This window comes from Micromonospora sp. AMSO31t, assembly GCF_008868175.1.
GTDB lineage: Bacteria > Actinomycetota > Actinomycetes > Mycobacteriales > Micromonosporaceae > Micromonospora.
Genome location: NZ_WBKT01000036.1, coordinates 1 through 16,469 on the forward strand (window position 1 = coordinate 1; position 16,469 = coordinate 16,469).

General features: G+C 71.4%; 10 protein-coding genes. 3 read left to right on the forward strand and 7 right to left on the reverse strand.

The genetic code is table 11. The features are described 5' to 3' along the window. The first annotated feature begins 205 nt into the window (after window positions 1-205). Window positions 206-562, forward strand: coding sequence for a VOC family protein (locus F8274_RS11235; protein ID WP_151462237.1), 357 nt, complete (start codon window positions 206-208; stop codon window positions 560-562). A 283-nt stretch (window positions 563-845) separates the two neighbouring features. Here the strand turns inward: F8274_RS11235 and F8274_RS11240 are convergent, their stop codons facing one another. Both F8274_RS11240 and eda read right to left on the reverse strand, forming a co-directional pair. Continuing rightward, window positions 846-1,943, reverse strand: a complete 1,098-nt coding sequence (locus F8274_RS11240; RefSeq protein ID WP_151462238.1) for a sugar kinase — start codon at window positions 1,941-1,943, stop codon at window positions 846-848. A gap of 1 nt (window position 1,944) precedes the next feature. Next, window positions 1,945-2,646: a bifunctional 4-hydroxy-2-oxoglutarate aldolase/2-dehydro-3-deoxy-phosphogluconate aldolase gene (gene eda, locus F8274_RS11245; protein ID WP_151462239.1), complete on the reverse strand. Its 702-nt coding sequence runs from the start codon at window positions 2,644-2,646 to the stop codon at window positions 1,945-1,947. 30 nt (window positions 2,647-2,676) lie between these two features. On the opposite strand from eda, the gene F8274_RS11250 reads away from it, so the two are divergent. Next, entirely contained in the window at window positions 2,677-3,453 is a 777-nt protein-coding gene (locus F8274_RS11250; RefSeq protein ID WP_151462240.1) for an IclR family transcriptional regulator, read from the forward strand. Between the two features lie 39 nt (window positions 3,454-3,492). On the opposite strand, the gene F8274_RS11255 is transcribed toward F8274_RS11250, so the two are convergent. The 5 genes from F8274_RS11255 to F8274_RS11275 all read right to left on the reverse strand — a co-directional run bounded on the left by F8274_RS11255 (window position 3,493) and on the right by F8274_RS11275 (window position 12,341). Next, window positions 3,493-4,932, reverse strand: a complete 1,440-nt coding sequence (locus F8274_RS11255; RefSeq protein WP_151462241.1) for a glycoside hydrolase family 28 protein — start codon at window positions 4,930-4,932, stop codon at window positions 3,493-3,495. A 97-nt stretch (window positions 4,933-5,029) separates the two neighbouring features. Continuing rightward, window positions 5,030-6,706 (reverse strand): glycosyl hydrolase family 79 C-terminal domain-containing protein, encoded by a 1,677-nt coding sequence (locus F8274_RS11260; protein WP_151462242.1) that lies wholly within the window; start codon window positions 6,704-6,706, stop codon window positions 5,030-5,032. Between the two features lie 33 nt (window positions 6,707-6,739). After that, window positions 6,740-8,920 (reverse strand): DUF2125 domain-containing protein, encoded by a 2,181-nt coding sequence (locus F8274_RS11265; protein WP_151462243.1) that lies wholly within the window; start codon window positions 8,918-8,920, stop codon window positions 6,740-6,742. Between the two features lie 44 nt (window positions 8,921-8,964). Beyond that, a complete protein-coding gene (locus tag F8274_RS11270) occupies window positions 8,965-10,623 on the reverse strand; it encodes a glycosyl hydrolase family 79 C-terminal domain-containing protein (RefSeq protein WP_151462244.1) in 1,659 nt (552 codons plus the stop codon). Between the two features lie 29 nt (window positions 10,624-10,652). Continuing rightward, window positions 10,653-12,341 (reverse strand): glycosyl hydrolase family 28-related protein, encoded by a 1,689-nt coding sequence (locus tag F8274_RS11275; RefSeq protein ID WP_151462245.1) that lies wholly within the window; start codon window positions 12,339-12,341, stop codon window positions 10,653-10,655. Window positions 12,342-12,705: 364 nt separating this feature from the next. Here F8274_RS11275 and F8274_RS11280 point away from each other — a divergent pair, with 364 nt between their 5' ends. Continuing rightward, a complete protein-coding gene (locus F8274_RS11280; protein WP_151462246.1) occupies window positions 12,706-16,452 on the forward strand; it encodes a glycoside hydrolase family 2 TIM barrel-domain containing protein in 3,747 nt (1,248 codons plus the stop codon). Window positions 16,453-16,469: the final 17 nt, after the last annotated feature.

The following is a 16,469-nucleotide window of genomic DNA, read 5'->3' on the forward strand; positions in this document are numbered from 1 at the left end:
TGACCCTGCTTCTCGCACCGCTGCTCGTCACCGCGTGCACCACCGATCCGGCCGGGGCGGCCGGATCGGTGGTGCACGCGGTGACGAGCAGCGGTGCGAGAAGCAGGGTCAGTGGTACGTGGCGACGCATCAGCGCACGCTACGGCAGAGATCCACTTCGGTGGGGGCCTCGATCTTCCCCGCCTGGATGAGTCAGGATCGGCGGATGGCGAACGTCTGGTCCGGTGTCACGATCGACTGTCTCGACCCGGAACGGGTGGCCCGGTTCTGGAGCGCCCTGCTCGGTCGCGAGCCCGGCCCGTCCCAGGAGGGCTGGGTCTACCTCGGCGAGCGCGGTGACCCGCAGCCGCGGCTGGTGTTCCAGCCCGTGGCCGAGCCGCAGACCGGCAAGGTGCGGATCCACCTCGACATCACCGTCGCGGACATCGACGAGGCCATGACGGCGGTCGTCGATCTCGGTGGCCGGTTCACCGGTGAACGGCACGACTACGAGGAGGGCGTGGTCGTCGTCATGGCCGACCCCGAGGACCACGAGTTCTGCCTGGTCGAGTACTACGGCTGACGGCGGCGCGCGGACGGAACGTATGCCTGCCAGGTCGGCCACCTCGACGACCCCTTGGTCCGGCTCCGAGCGCAGCTCGTCCTCCGGCACGCACCGCGAGCAACGGACCACCCGCACGAGCTGGCGACTTTGGCTCAACGCCGCAGGCTGGCCCCCTGGCTGCTGGGCCTGGCTGACACGGGCAATTCGAGGCCACGGGCGAGCGACCTCCAGACAGGTGGTCCCACATCCGCCGGGCCGCCCGACAGCGGGCCGAGTTGCGGCCACGCTGGCACCGAGGGCACTACCGCTGCACGCGAGCGCCCCTGCCGAGGACGAGCGACTCGACTTCCTTCAGGCTCGCCATCGAGGTGTCGCCGGGGGTGGTCATGGCCAGGGCTCCGTGCGCCGCGCCATATTCCACCGCGGTGGCCAGGTCGCCGGTCTTCAGCAGTCCGTAGATCAGTCCGGAGGCGAAGCTGTCGCCGCCGCCGACCCGGTCGAGGATATCCAGGCCGGCCCGGTGGGTGGCCTCGACGAAGCCGCTTTCGGCTGACCAGGCGATCGCGCCCCAGTCGTTGACCGTGGCGCTGCGGACCGTACGCAGGGTGGTGGCCACGACCGCGAAGTTGTCGTACTCCTTGGTGACCGCCTGGATCATCCGCTCGAAGTTGGCCACCTCGAGGTGGGACAGCGACCCGTCGGTGTCAGGCACCTCGAAGCCCAGCGACGCGGTGAAGTCCTCCTCGTTGCCGATCATCACGTCGACGTAGCGGGCGAGCCGGCGGTTGACCTCCCGCGCCCGCGGCTGCCCGCCGATGGCCTGCCAGAGGCTGGGCCGGTAGTTCAGGTCGTAGGAGATGATGGTGCCGTGCCGGCGGGCGGACCGCATCGCCGCCTCGATGGTGTCGGGGGTGGTGGTGGACAGGGCGGCGTAGATGCCGCCGGTGTGCAGCCAGCGCACCCCCAGCGTGCCGAACAGGTGGTCCCAGTCGACGTCCTCGGGACGCAGCTGGCTCGCGGCGGTGTGCCCACGGTCAGAGGTGCCGACGGCCCCGCGTACGCCGAAACCGCGCTCGGTGAAGTTGAGGCCGTTGCGCACGGTGCGGCCGGTTCCGTCGTACGGCATCCAGGTGATGAACGAGGTGTCCACGCCACCCTGGAGGACCAGGTCTTCGAGCAGGCGGCCCACCTCGTTGTCGGCGAAGGCGGTGACCACGGCGGCGCGGAGGCCGAAGCAGCGGCGCAGGCCGCGGGCGACGTTGTATTCGCCGCCGCCCTCCCACGCCCGGAAGCTGCGGGTGGTGCGCACCCGCCCCTCGCCGGGGTCGAGGCGCAGCATGATCTCGCCGAGCGAGACCATGTCGTACCGACAGTCGTCGGCGGGTCGAATCCGCAGCATCTCACGCCTCCGGTCCGGTCCGGGCGGCCGACACCGCGGCCGACGTACGCCGGGTGACCTCGTCCCAGCGTCCGGCAGTGATCAGCTCCGGGGCGACCATCCAGGTGCCTCCGACCGCCAGGACCGCCGGGTGGGCCAGGTAGGCGGCGAGGTTGTCGGTGTTCACCCCGCCGGTCGGGATGAACCGCACGGAGCGGAACGGCGCGGCCAGCGCCTTGATCATCCCGAGGCCGCCAAGCTGTTCGGCGGGGAAGAACTTGACGCTGTCGAGGCCGGCGTCGAGCGCCATCATGATCTCGGTGGGGCTGGTGACGCCGGGAAAGACCGGTATCCCGAGCTGCTGGCAGTGCCGGACGACGGCCGGGCCGAAGCCGGGGCTGACGACGAACCGCGCACCGGCCTCGACCGCCCTGTCGACCTGGGCCGGGGTCACCACGGTTCCGGCGCCGACGAGCAGGTCGGGCCGCTCCGACATGTTCCGGATCGCCTCGGCCGCGGCGTCGGTGCGGAAGGTGACCTCGACGCTGTGCAGGCCCCCGTCGACGAGCGCCGCTGCCAACGGGACGGCGTCGCGGGCGGCGTCGAGCACGACCACGGGCAGGATCCGACCGGCTCCGACGGCCGCAACCACGCCACCGGCCTCCGGATCGGACTGTTCAGAATGGCGAACGCTAGTCACATACTTGACCCTATCGACGTCCATCGCCCTGTCAACCCCGCTAAAGTGGCCGCCATGACCTCGCCCGACGGGTTCCTCCCGGTGAAGTCCGCCGGCCGGACGCTGGAGGTGCTCGAAGCGCTCGCCGCCTCGCCGCACCGGCGCTCCCTCGTCGACCTGGCCCGCGCCCTCGACATCCCTAAGAGCAGCCTGCACGGCATCCTCCGCACGCTGGCCCAGCGCGGCTGGGTGGAGAGCGACCTGACCGGCACCCGGTTCGGGCTGGGCATCCGCGCGCTGCAGGTCGGCGCCGCGTACCTCACCGCGGACGACGCCATGGGCGTGCTCGGCACGGTGCTCGACGACCTCTCCCGGCAGTTCGGCGAGACCGTCCACCTGGGGCGCCTCGACGGGCCACACGTCGTCTACCTCGCCAAGCGCGAGTCCGTACACCCCCTGCGGCTGTACAGCGCCATCGGCCGGCAGTTGCCGGCCCACGCCACGGCACTCGGCAAGGTGCTGCTGGCCGAGCGCGGCGACGACGAGGTCGACGAGTTGCTGAGCTGGCCGCTGCCCGCCCTGACCCGGCACACGCTCACCACGCCGGACGCGCTGCACGCCGCGCTGGCCGGCATCCGGCAGCGGGGCTACGCGGCGGACCGCGAGGAGAGCACCGAGGGCATCGTCTGCGTCGCGATGGCCGTACCCCTGCGGTCCCCCGCCATCGACGCGATCAGCCTTTCCGTGCCGGTGGCCAGGCTCGGGGCCGACACCGAGGAACGGATCGTGGCGGCGCTGCACCGGGCGGTCGACCAGGTCCGGGCGGCCGGCGGCCTGCTGACCAGCGCCTGACCCGCCGCTCGACCCCGGCCCGGCGTCGAGCGGCGGCCGTCACGCCGAGGCCAGGCCGAGCGGCACCCCGTTCTCCACCACGTTGCGCAGCACCAGGTTGTCGACATTCTCCACCACATCAGCCCGGCTCGTGGTGCCGAAGTCCACGTCGGTGAGGGTCACCGTCCCGATGTGCGCGTCGGGGTAACCGCGCAGGTTGAGGGCACGACCGGCCGACCGGACGGTGAGGTCCTGGACGTGGATGTCGCCGACAACGGGGTTGAACCCGTATCCGGGCCCCTCCTCGTAGTAGAAGTTGATGTCGATCACCGCGCTGGCGACCTCCCCGATGCGGATGTCCCGGGCGTGGAAGCCGGTGATGAACCCGCCGCGGATCGAGTTCGTCTTGAACCGCAGGGCGATGTCCAGGTTGGGGCTGGACATCTCGCAGTTGCGGACGAACACGTTACGTACACCACCGGACATCTCGCTGCCGATGGTCACGCCGCCGTGGCCGTCCCGCATCAGGCAGCCTTCGATCAGGAGATCCTCGCTGGGTACGGCGAGCCGGCGCCCGTCGGCGTTGCGCCCGGACTTGATCGCGATGCAGTCGTCACCGGTGTCGAAGGTGCAGTCCCGGATGACGACCAGCCGGCTGGACTCGGGGTCGCAGCCGTCGTTGTTCGGGCCGTGCGAGTCGACCGTCACCCCCAGCACGAGGACGTTCGTCGACAGCGTCGGGTGGATCTCCCACATCGGGGACCGGACGATCGTGACCCCCTCGATGAGCACGTTGCGGCACCGGTACGGCTCGATGAACGACGACCGCAGGTAGTCCCCCTCGCCGAACACCCGCTGCTCGACCGGCACCCCCTGCTCGGCCATCGCGAGCAGCCGGGCCCGGGCGTCGTCCTGCTTGGGGTCGCCGGGCCGCCAGCCGTACTCCGGCTTGCCCTTCCACGGCCACCAGTGCGCGGTGTCCGCCTGGCCGTCCAGAACCCCGGAGCCGGTGACACCGACGTTCTCCTGCCCGTACGCATAGATCAGCGGCGAGTAGTTGTAGAGTTCGACGCCCTCGAACCGGGTCAACACGGCGGGCAGGTAGTCGGCCGGGGTCTGGCTGAACAGGACCACCGCGTCGGCCGTGACGTGCAGGTCGACGTTGCTGAGCAGGTGAATGGGCCCCGTCAGGAAGCGCCCGGCCGGCACCACCACGTGTCCGCCGCCGGCGGCGTGGCACTCCGCGACGGCCCGCCGGATGGCGGCCGTGCAGTCCGTGACGCCGTCACCCACCGCGCCGTAGCCCGTGATGTCGAACCAGCGGTCCGGGAAGTGCGGCCGTCGTACCTTGGCGCTGATGTACTGGGCGCGGGCCCAAGGGTTTCCGCTGGGCGTCGGGTCGGCGGACGCCCGGCCGCCGGGCAGCGGCGTCAGGGCGGCGGCGGCCCCGGTGACCGCCGCCCACCGTAGGACGTTCCGCCTGCTGTGTTCCGTGGTCATCGCGCCCTCCCGGGATCGGATGAAAACAGGATTCGGTGGGTCGGCCGGTCCCGCCGCAGCGGGACCGGCCGAGGGATCGCGGTCCAGGTCCCGTTGCTCAGTGCGAGAAGGTGACGATCTGCGCGGTGCCCGGCGCGACGGTCACCGTCGCCGACCGGTGATCGACCGCAACGGCGGTGGACTGCGGCGGGCCGGTGGCGACTCCCGCGGGCGACACGGTCCGTCCGCCGAGGGAGATCTGCGCGGCGTCCAGCGAGGCCAGGCCCTCCGGGGCCGCACTGCGCAGGGTCACCTGGCTTCCGGTGCCGTACGCCGAGGGCAGGTTCAGCGTCACCGCGTCCTGCGTGCTGTCCGCATGAGCCGGGTCCTGGACGTTGATGAGCACCACGGTCAGCGTGCCAGCCCTTCCCTTGACCGCGTACGCACGGAGCTTGTCCAGGTGCTCATCGGCGAGATCGAGGTCGACGAACCGGCCCTGCGGGACCTGCCGGAACGCCCAGATGCCGTAGTAGAGCGGGTTCGCCGACAGCTCGTTCGCGTCGAGTGCCGCCTGGTCCGCGGCGCAGAACGCACCGTAGTAGCGGTAGGAGATGGGGTACTCGGCGGAGTCACGCGCCTTGAAGTCGCCGCAGACGCCGGTGGTGTTGGTGTGGAACTGCAACCGGTCGACGCCGCTCTGCGCCGCCTGCAGGAGGTAGTCCAGCGACCAGAGCGCCGTGGCGTACGAGTTGCTCGCCGCCGGCATCCCGCTGCACGAGGCACTGTTCGACTCGTTGAGGGTCATCGGGATCGTGCCGTGGAGCTGGTCGTCGACGGCCATGATGCCGGCCAGCTTGCTGCGGGTGTTCGTGTAGGTGAGCGGGGACATCAGCTGGCCGATTGTCATCACCGAGGAGCCGCAGTGGCTCCACGGGTACCAGTGCGAAGACAGCTCCGACAGCACCTGCCGCGGCTGGGTGGATTTGTCGGCCAGTGCGGCGGAGACGAATCCCTCCAGGTGGGTGTTGGTCTTCGCGGTGTTGGCCGACGGCCCGACGATCTTCAGGTGGGCGTGCGGCAGCGCCTCGTCGATGGCGGCCCGGTACTGCTTCGCCGTCTCCCACATCTCCGCGTCGGTCAGCGTGGTGACGTTGTCGTACTCGTTGCCCAGCTCCACCCCCAGCAGATCGTCGCCCAGGGTCCGGTACGCGGCCGTCACCTCGGCGACCACCTGCTCCAGGCTGACGTCGGGCGACGGGTCCCGCGTCGGGTTCTTGATTTTGGAGGGGTCGATAATCTTCTTGAGCGGCGCGCCGAGGGTCACCTTCCAGCCCGTGGCGTCCAGCAACTCCTTGAGGTGGTCCAGGTCGCTCTGGTCGACCGTGCCGCCGATCGCCTCGGGCGGGGCCGGCGCGTCGGTCCACGTGCCGAAGGCGGGCCACACCAGGTCCATGGAGTAGCCGCCGAGCCGGATCACACCGTGCGGACCGAGCGTCCGCAGCCGCTCCGCCATCCTTTCCCGAGTGAGGTAGCCGTGCGCGAAGTCCGCGGACTCGACCGAGAAGCCCTGGAAGTCCCCACCCAGCACCGCGTTGCGTCCGTCGACGGTGGCCGTGAGCGTGAGGTCCGTCGTCGCGGCGGAGTCGTCAGCGGTCGCGGGTAGGCCGCCGGCCGCCACGAGACCGGTCGCCAGCACTCCGGCGACCAGCGACCGGCGCAGGAAGCTTCGCCGTACAGGGACAGGGGTGGCGGCGCGGGCGCCGCGACCCGGAGCGGCGATGCCGTAGGTTTTCATGGTTCTCCTCGCAGTGGTGGACGGTTGGTGGCGTCAGCGGTACAGACGCAGTCGGGGGCGCAGGTCCGGCGCGGGCGCGGCACATCCCGAGAGCTCGAGGCGCCGACCGTCGTCGGCGGTGTCCTCGCCCCGCTTCCGCTCCCGGATCAGCAGGAACGCGAGGGAACGGCCGCGAGCGCGGCGCAGCGCGTCGGTGACGTCGAGCCGGATGGGACCGGTGGCACCGGTCGCCGTGAGCTGACCGGCCGGGTGGAGCCGGTCGCCCACCGAGGTGGGCCGGACCGCGTCCGGGTCGAGGTACGGCGCTGACTCCCAGGTCAGGTCGCGCCCGGTCCAGGACGTTTCCGTCATGACGTACGCCATGACGGTCAGCGGGGCCCCGTCCGTGCTGCGGCCGTGCATCTCGAGTACCGCCCGGCGCGCTGCCGGCCCGCCGCCGAGATCGAAGGCGAGGTAGCTCACGGCCGAGGCGCCGCCTGGGTCAAGGGCGATGGCGAGGCTCTGCTCGGCGCCGCCGGAGGGCTGGGCGGCCTGGCTCACCGAGGCGTCGGCGTAGGCCTTGATCGAGCGTGACTCGCCGGGGTCGGCCACGGTGATCAACCAGACGGCCTCGGCGGGTTGGGTCAGCGTGATCCTGCCGTCGGCGGGCAGCGGGACGACCGTCGTGATGCCTCCGCTGTACGTCGGGCTCACCTCCTCGACGACGACCTCGCCCCCGCCGAGGCCCAGCCCGCCGAGGTCCAGGGAGACGGAACCCGCGGGGCCGCCACTGGCACGGGGCAGCCAGAGGTGGTGGCAGCGGGTCCGCTGGTCGCGGCTGACCGGGATCGTCCCGCCGTCCCCGGTGACGGCGTGCAGCAGCCGGCGCTGCTGGCCGGCGAAGCCCTTCGCGAAGAGGCGGTTCACCTCGGCGGCTTTCGTGGAGCCATGGATGTCGTAGACGCCGCTGTGCTCGACGTGGTAACAGCCGGTGCCGTACGGGATGCCGTTGGCGCGCATGGTGTCCTGGAACTTGAACACGATCATGCCCTCGGCCTGAGCGGTGACCGCCTCGCCCCAGATCCGAGCCAGGTCACAGTAGATCAACGGGGTGTCGAGATCGTCTCCGCTGGTCTCGAACGCGCTGGTGTTGCGGCGGTTGAACTCGGAGTAGACGATGGGCAGCTCCGCGCCGGTCGGGGTGTATTCCCGCATCCGCTGCCGCATCATCGCGAACTCGTACGCGTAGACGTCCGCCGTCTTGTTGTACTGGTGGGTGTCGAACACGTGGAAGATGTCGTAGTCCACCTGGGTGCCGTGGTAGTCGGTGCGCAGGTTCCGCAGCGAGATCTCGCCCCAGCCGTACCGGTCGTCGCGGGCATCGGCGTCGGGGTCGGCGTCCATGTGATCGTTCCCGCGTGAACTGGACACGTGGGTGACGACTGGCGCGTGGACGAGGGGCCGCAGGCGCCTGCCGTAGCGCTGGTTGACGTCGGCGATCGCGCATCGCACGGCGTCCGACGCGATCTGCAGCCCGCGGATGTAGATCTGCTGGTCAACGATGTCCTTGGCGGCGCTGGGGTGGTCGGGCTCGTTGACGAAGTTGAAGCGCTCCACGTCGTGGTCCCGGGCCAGGTGGTAGGTGAGCGCGTAGTGCTTCTGCCACTGCTGCCACAGCCCCGACCACGGGCTGTTCCAGCGCAGCTGCGCGGCCTCGATGATCGGGGTGATGCCGAGCCGCTTGAGCTCGGCGAGCTGGTGGTTGAGCCGGTAGAAGTTGGTGCTCGAGTAGACGTGGTGCTCGAACACCTCGCGCAGCAGTGCCCAGTCGAGGAAGCGGTTCTGCTCAGGGCTGCGGCGCAGTTCGTCCTTCGCCACGTCGAACGCATCGATGTCGGCGATCCCGGCGCCCGGGTCGAAGGCCTCGTCGGGACACCAGTCCTCGAAGGACGCGAAGAAGCGGACCGCGTTGACGCGGGAGTACGCCAGCCAGGCGCTGGTGTTGCTGCCGGGCATGAAATGACCGGTGTTGTAGCCGACGAGGGGCATTCCGCGGCCGGCCGGGGCCGTCGACACCACCACACTCAGCGGGCCGCCGTCGGGGGCGGCCGCCGCCGCGCGGCCGCTCCGAGCCCCGGCCATCGTCGCGGCGGCGGTGAGCCCGAGGCCGCCGAGCAGGGTGCGCCGGCTCAGGCCCCGGGACGGGTGGACTCCGTCCGGCACTTGACTCTGCATGGTGTGGCTCCCGTCGTCGTGGATGGTCGGGGGCGTCTGACCGGTCAGTGCGAGAAGGTGACGAGTTGCGCGGTGCCGGGCGCGACGGTGACCGCCGCCGACCGCTGGTCGACCGGCACCGTGCCCGGGCGTGGGGTGCCCGTGGCGGTGCCGGCGGGTGAGATCTGCTGGTCGCCGAGGGTGATGCGGCCGGCGTCGAGGGACGCGAGCCCGCCGGGTGCCGTGCTTCGCAGGGTCACGGCTCGCGCGGTGCGGTAGGCCGCGGGCAGGTTCAGCGCGACAGTGTCGCCGGTGCTGTCGGCGGCGGCGGGATCCTGGACGTTGATGAGGACGACGGTGAGGCTTCCGTCGCGGCCCAGGACGGCGTACGCGCGAATCCGGTCGAGGGCGGTGTCGGGCAGGTCCAGGTCGACGAACTTGCCGGTGGGCACCTGGCGGAACGCCCAGATCCCGTAGTAGAGGGCGTTGGCGGAGAGCTGCCCGGCATCCAGCGCTGCCGGATCGGCCGCGCAGAACGCGCCGTAGTAGCGGTACGAAATCGGATAGTCGGCGGACTCACGCGGCTTGAAGTCGCCGCAGACGGCGGCGGTGTTGGTGTGGAACTGCACCCGGTCGACGCCGCTCCGCGCGCCCTGCAGCAGGTAGTCCAGCGACCACAGCGCCGTGGCGTAGGAATTGCTGACTCCCGGCATCCCGCTGCACGAGGCACTGTTCGATTCGTTGATCGTGGACGGGACGGTGCCGTGCAGCCGCGCGCTGACCGCCCGCATGCCGGCCAGCTTGGCCCGGGTGTTGAGGTGCGTCTCCGCGGACATCAGCTGCTGGATGGTCATGGTCCGGCCGCTGCAGTGGCTCCACGGATACCAGTGCGAGGACAGCTCGGCGAGCACCTGCTGCGGCTTGACGGAGCCGTCGGCCAGCGCGGCGGTCACGAACTCGTCCTCCCTGGTGCTGCTCTTCGCGCCGCTGGGCGAGGGCCCGGCTATCTTCAGCCGAGCATGCGGCACCGCGGTGCTGATGGCGGCCTGGTAGCGCTTGGCCGTCTCCCACATCTCCCCGCCGGTCAGGGTGGTGACGTTGTCGTACTCATTGCCGAGCTCGACGGCCAGCAGGTCATCGCCCAGGGTGTCGTGCGCCGCCTTCACCTCGGCGACCACCTGTTCGAGGCTCACGTCCGGCGACGGGTCCCGCAGCGGGTTTTTGATCTTCGACGGGTCGACGACCGTCTTCAGCGGGGCGCCGAGGGTGACCTTCCAGCCGGAGGCGTCCAGGAGCTGCTTGAGGTGGTCGAGGTCGGCCTGGTCGACGGTGCCGCCGATCGCCTCCGGCGGGGCCGGCACGTCGGCCCACTTCCCGAAGGCCGGCCAGACCAGGTCCATCGAGTAGCCGCCCAACCGGAGCACACCGGGGCCCAGCGTGCGCAGCCGTTCGGCCATCCGCTCCCTGGTCAGGAAGCCGTGCGCGAAGTCCGCCGACTCTACAGAGAACCCCTGGAAGTCGTCGGACAGCCGGGCGCTGTGCTCGTCAACGCTGGCGGTGATGGTCAGTTCGGTGGTCGCCGGTGCGGCGTCGCCGGCGACGGCTGCGCTACCGGGGTACGGCACCAGCGCCGCGACCGCGGCGCTCACGACGAGGCACCGGCGCAGCCGCCGGTGGCCACCGGAGCCGGGGCTCGCCGGCCCTCGACCTGTGACGTCGCGCATCTCGGTCCTCCTCAGGCAGGTGGCGGAAGCTAATGCCGTCCGCGCTGGGCGAGGTAGAGGTCCTCGACGGACGGGGCCGATCCGTGGTCGGCGAGCAGCGACTCCAGGTCGCCGGAGAAGTCGCGGGCCAGGCCGCTGCCGGTGTCCTCGACGCCCTGCACGCCGACCGTCGCGCTGCGCGGCGCCACGTCGGCGATGGTGATCGCGTACGGGCGGCTGTTGGTGATCCGGACGTTCCAGTGCGCCATCCGCGCGCCGAAGAGGGGGCCCGACGCGGCTGATCCGCCCACCCGCCCGTTGTTCTCCAGCGTGATGTTCGTCCGGACGTTCTCGAACGGGAGCGCCCGGTGGGTGTCGAACGTCCCCTCCGCCATGCGCCCGCCGCGGTACACATTGCCGGCCGAGAGGCCTTCGACGTTGAGGCCGTGGTGGATCGCCCCGGAAGCGACGGGAACGGTGAACCGCTCGATCTCGAAGTCCTCGACCAGGTTGTCCGTGGACTGCATGCGGCAGGCGAAGCTGTGGTGGGCGGCCCGCCCGCCGACGGCGACCCCGGTGATGGTGACCGACTTGGCAGTGGTGAGCCCGAAACCGAGGTCGCAGTTCTCCACGCGGACGTCGCGGGCCCAGCAGTCGTGCGCCGCCTGGAAACACACCCCGTTGGAACCCGGATGCCGGTTGTGCGCGGTCTGCGGCACGAGCTCGTTGCGGATCGTGAGGTTCTCGACGCCGGCGTCGCTCACGGTCGGCCCGATCGCGCGCAGCCGCGCCGGCCAGCCGGGCCGGAGATCGTACTTGAGCGGCTGCGCCAGCCGGACGACACGCTCGCCGAGCACCGCCTCCACCCGCACCGGCCACTGCAGGGTCGCGTACTGCACGTACTGCCCGCCGGATCCGGTGACGAGCTGGGGCGCCGAGCGGGGCCAGTCGTAGTCGCGGGTGCCGGGTACGTCGCCGGCGAGGTGCTGCAGCAGGCTCGCGTCCGGCGGGTTCTGGCACTCCAGCACGACCATGTCGCCGGCCGTCAGCCGGTCGGTGCCGGAGATCACCAGGGTTCGCTGGCCGCGGGACGCCGCGCCGACCTCGGCGAGCACGTCACCGAGCAGCCATCCCTCGGTGCCCGCGTAGTCCTCGGCCTCCGAGCGGGCGCGCCGCTCGGGCGCGACGAACCAGATCTGCCCGCCGGTCCAGGACCAGCGGCTGTTGCCGTTGGACTGGCGGTTCGGCCGGTAGCCGTCGTCGAGGGTGCGCGTGAAGTGCAGCACCGTGGCGTCCCGGCCGGTTCCCCTGAGCACCACCCCCGACCAGTGCATCCACACCGGCCCGGAGAGCGTCCAGGTCCCCGGGGGCACCAGCACCACGCCCCCGCCCTGCTCCCCTGCCTGCCGTACCGCGGCGTTGAACGCCGCCGTGCAGTCCGTCCCGTTCGGACGGGCACCGAAGTCGGTGACCTTCGTGGCGACCGCGGGCCGCGGCGGTCGCCGGCCGAGCCGGTAGCCGGCGGCGGTGATGTCCGGGAGCAGCGGATGACAGCCGGGGGCCTCCCGCCACTGCCGCAGGAGGTCGGCGGCGGCGTCAGGGGCCGGTCCGGGTCCGCCGGGCTCCGCCGCCCGGGCGGGCGGAGTCACGCCGGCGAGGGTGGTGGCGGCGGTGGCAGCCGCGCCCAGGCCGAAGAGTCCACGTCGGGTGATGGCGGGATCCGTGAGTGGTGGCGCCATGTTCTCTCCTCAAGGCGGTGCGGCGCGGACCTGAAATCGTTTGCGGTCCGACGTTCACGACACCAAAGACTTGGCCGGGGGTCAATGCGTTACAAGCCTGAAACTTGTTTCAATGCCACTCCCACAACCCGGCGGTCTCCTTCAACAGTGAGGCGGAAACAGCCGGTAGAAGGGGTGACGGCCGCTGGAGTGGCTGGCTTCTGAAACTTGTTTCATCCCGCTGGACGCATTGACGGGGGCGTCGCCTTTTGTTGCCATCAGATAACCGCAAACGGTTTCAGGAGCCTGCCACCGCCCGGGACGGCGACGGCACCTGACCGGTGCGCGGGACCGCCCGGACCACTACACCCGCGAGGACGCTGTCATGAGGATCCGGCTACCCAGAACGATCGTCGCCTGCCTGTCCGCCAGCATCGTCGCGCTGGCGCTGGTGCTCGTCGCACCCGTCGGTGGCGCCGACGCGGCCGACCCGGCACTCCGGTTCAAGAGCCCGAGCGGCCGCCGGCTCAGCGGCACGGTGGATCTCGAGGTCACGGCCCCACCGGGGACCACTGCTGTGCGGTTCTACCTGGACGACGTTCAGCTGTCGGAGCTGACAGACCTCTACGCGCGACAGACGAAGACCGCGCCGACCTGGGCGACCGCGACGGACGCGACGTGGTTCCCGAACGGGGCACACGATCTCCGGGCCGAGGCCGACACCCCGTCGGGCACGCTCACCGTGACCAAGCAGGTCGTGACGACCGCCCCGCCCGCCGGGCCGGGCCGCACCCGCCTGACCGGAGGCTGGCGCTTCTCCACCGCCTCCGAACTGCCGGCCGGGGCACTGGACGGCGCCGTGCCGCCGGCGGTCCGGCCCGAGCACGACGCCGGCAACTGGCCGCTCATCGTGGTACCCGACTCATTCGGGGCGGTACGGGCGAGCTGGAACGACGACAACGGCGTGCTCGGGGTCTACCGGCGGACCATCGACCTCGACGCGCCCGACCCGGGTGAGCGGACCGCTCTGGTCTTCGAGTCGTGCTTCTGGACCTGCCGGTACTTCGTCAATGGCGTCGATGTCGGCACCAGCACCGGTGGTTACCTGCCCACCCGGCTCGACGTGACCGACGCGGTCCGCGCCCGGACGAACACCATCGCGGTGGTGGTCGACAACCGGGTCTCGGAGATGGGCGAGTACGCCCGCCCGGTCCAGGGCCTGTACTGGAACTGGGGTGGCCTCCTACAGGAAGTACGCCTCGAGCGCTCCCCCGCCGTCGCCCTGACCGAGACCCGGGCCGAGGGCACCGCGTCCGGTCGGCTGACCGTACGCCCGACCGGGGTCAACGCAAGCGGCATTCGGCAGCAGGTGTCCGCGATGCTGACGGTCGACGGGCCGGACGGCAGGCGCGTGCTCGGCCCGACGCGGGTGACCACCACGATCCCCGCCGGCGGCGGCGGCGCCACACCGATCACGCTCGACGTCCCCGCTCCCGCGCTGTGGGACCTGGACCACCCGAACCTGTACACGGTGCGCCTGCGCCCCCTCGGTGACGCCGCCTGGCGGGAACTGGTCGAGCAGACCGGCTTCCGCACCGTCGCCGTCGACGGCCTCGACCTGCTGCTCAACGGCAAGCCGATCAAGGACCTGCCGGGCTTCAACCGGCACGCCGATTACGCCGGGCTGGGTCGTACCCAGCCGGACGGGCTGGCCGACCGGGAGATCAAGCGGCTGCACGACAAGGGCTTCCGCATCTTCCGGCCCGCGCACTACCCGACCACCCCTGCGGAACTGGACGCCGCCGACCGGTACGGACTGCTGGTCATCGAGGAGATCAACAACATCAGCTCGCAGCCGGGAACCTTCCTCGGCCGCGCCGACGTGCAGGAGTTCGGCAAGCGGACGCTGGCCCGGATGATCGGCCGCGACCGCAGCCACCCCAGCCTCTTCGCCTGGTCGGTCGGGAACGAGAATGCCACCGAGACCGACGGCGCGGTGGACTACGTGCGCACCGTCATCGCCCACGGGCGCAGCCTCGACCCGACCCGGCTCTACACGCAGGTCTCCCACCGGCACACCCGCGACCGCGCGTATCCCTACCAGGACTTCTTCGCCACCAACTACTACGCCGGCTGGTACTCGACGCTGGAGAGCCTGACCTCGCATCTGGACGCGTTGCAGAAGATGACCGGCCAGCCCATCCTGCTCAGCGAGTACGGGGCGGAAGCCGTCCACCAGCGCGCCGGCCTGGATCGCGGCACCGAGTACTACCAGGCCTATCTGGTCGACGAACACAACCGGCTGCTGCACGACCGCCCGCACCTCATCGGCAAGATGTACTGGACCTCCACCGAGTTCTGGTGCACCCCGACCTGGGGTTCGGGGCAGAACCCGGAACCCGTCCCGCCCTTCCACACCAAGGGCCTCGACACCTACCAGCGGGAGCACAAGCTCGGCTGGCGGGTGATGTTCTCGCCGGTGCGGATCGCGCGGGCCAGCGTCCTCGCGGCGCCACTCGACCGGCCGGCGTCGTTGCGCCAGCGGGTGACGATCGTGGACGCGCTCGGCCACGGCGGGCACGGGACGGTGGTGGTCGAGCCCCCGCCGGGCTTCGCCGCCCAGCCGGTGCCCTTCACGGTGCCCGTCGGCGGCGAGACCACCGTCGAGGTCACGCTGACCGGCACGCTCACCGCCGAGCACGTCTCCTCGACCGGGTTCGTCCGGGCCGTCGTCGACAGCGACACCGAGGCCCTGCCAGTGCCCTTCACCGTCCGCAGCCTCGACAGCGTCACCAGCCCGGCCGGGGACGACTTCCCGTCCGGCACGCTCGACCCCGGCTGGCAGATCGTGCGCCCGGACGACTCTGGGTGGAGCCTGCAGGACCGGCCGGGCGCGCTGCGGCTGTCGACGCTGCGCGGCGGCGAGACGGGGGCCGGCGGCGACGGGCGGAACCTGTTCCTGCGTACCGACACGCCACAGTCCGACTTCACCGCCGCCGCCACTGTCGAGGCACCCGACCTCTCCGCGGACTTCCAGCAGGTCGGGCTCTACGCGTACGTCGATGACGACAACTATGTGAAGGCCGACCTCGGCTGGGTCGACGGGCGGCGCGCGCTGGAGATTCTGACCGAGTCGGGTGGGAAGGTCGGCGCCCGGTCGTCGGTGCCGTACGACGGGCGGTCGGCCCGGCTGCGCCTGGTACGCCGGGGCACCGACGTCGCCGCGGAGTACTCGAGCGACGGCCAGTACTGGTATCGGCTCGGAAGCGCGAGCCTCGCCGGGTCACCGAAGGTGGCGGTGCAGGCGGTCGGCGGCGGCACCGCGCCACCCGTCGTCCCGACGTACGTCGACAACCTGATTGTGCGGGCCTCCGGGCACGTGTCGGTGCAGGACCTCGCGGTTCCCGGCCAGCCGCTGTTCGCCGGTGAGGCGGGACAGGCCGTGGTCACCGTGGCCAACGGCACCGACCGTCCGGTGTCGGTCGACGCACGGCTGGCCGTACCGGAGGGCTGGACGTCGGGGGCCGTGGCGCGGGAGGTGCCGGCGTTCGCGAAGGTGAGCATCCCGGTCCCCGTGACGCCCGCGCCGTCGCCGCAGATGGCGACCCTCGCCGCGGTGGTGACGGCGACCGACGCGCTCTACGGCCGGCCGGAAGCAGCGGTGGTGACCACGCCGCGGGGTGATCGGGTCGCGCTCGCGCTCGACGCCGGTACGGTCACCAGCCCGCTGCTGCCGACGTACCACCGGGTGTCCCCGTCCGATGCCTGGGACCCGGCCCGGGGGTACGGCTGGATCGGCACCGGGCCGCAGTCCCGCGACCGGGGCGGCCCGGACGACCTGCGCCGCGACATCGTGACCGGGCAGGTGCCCGCCACACTCCGGCTCGCCGTGCCGGCCGGCACCCACCAGGTCGCGCTGCTCGTGGGCGACGCCAGTTTCCCCGCCGACGCGATGACGGTGTCCAGCGCGGGACGCACCCTCGCCCACCTGGCCAGCCCGACCGCCACCGGGCAGTTCACCTGGCTGACGTTCCCGGTCGACGGGGGCGCGGACGGGCGGACCGTCGACCTCGACTTCGCCGCCGACAACGCCGGCCAGTACTGGCGGTTCGCCGCGCTCGTCCTGTCCTGAATTCGCACCTGAAAGGC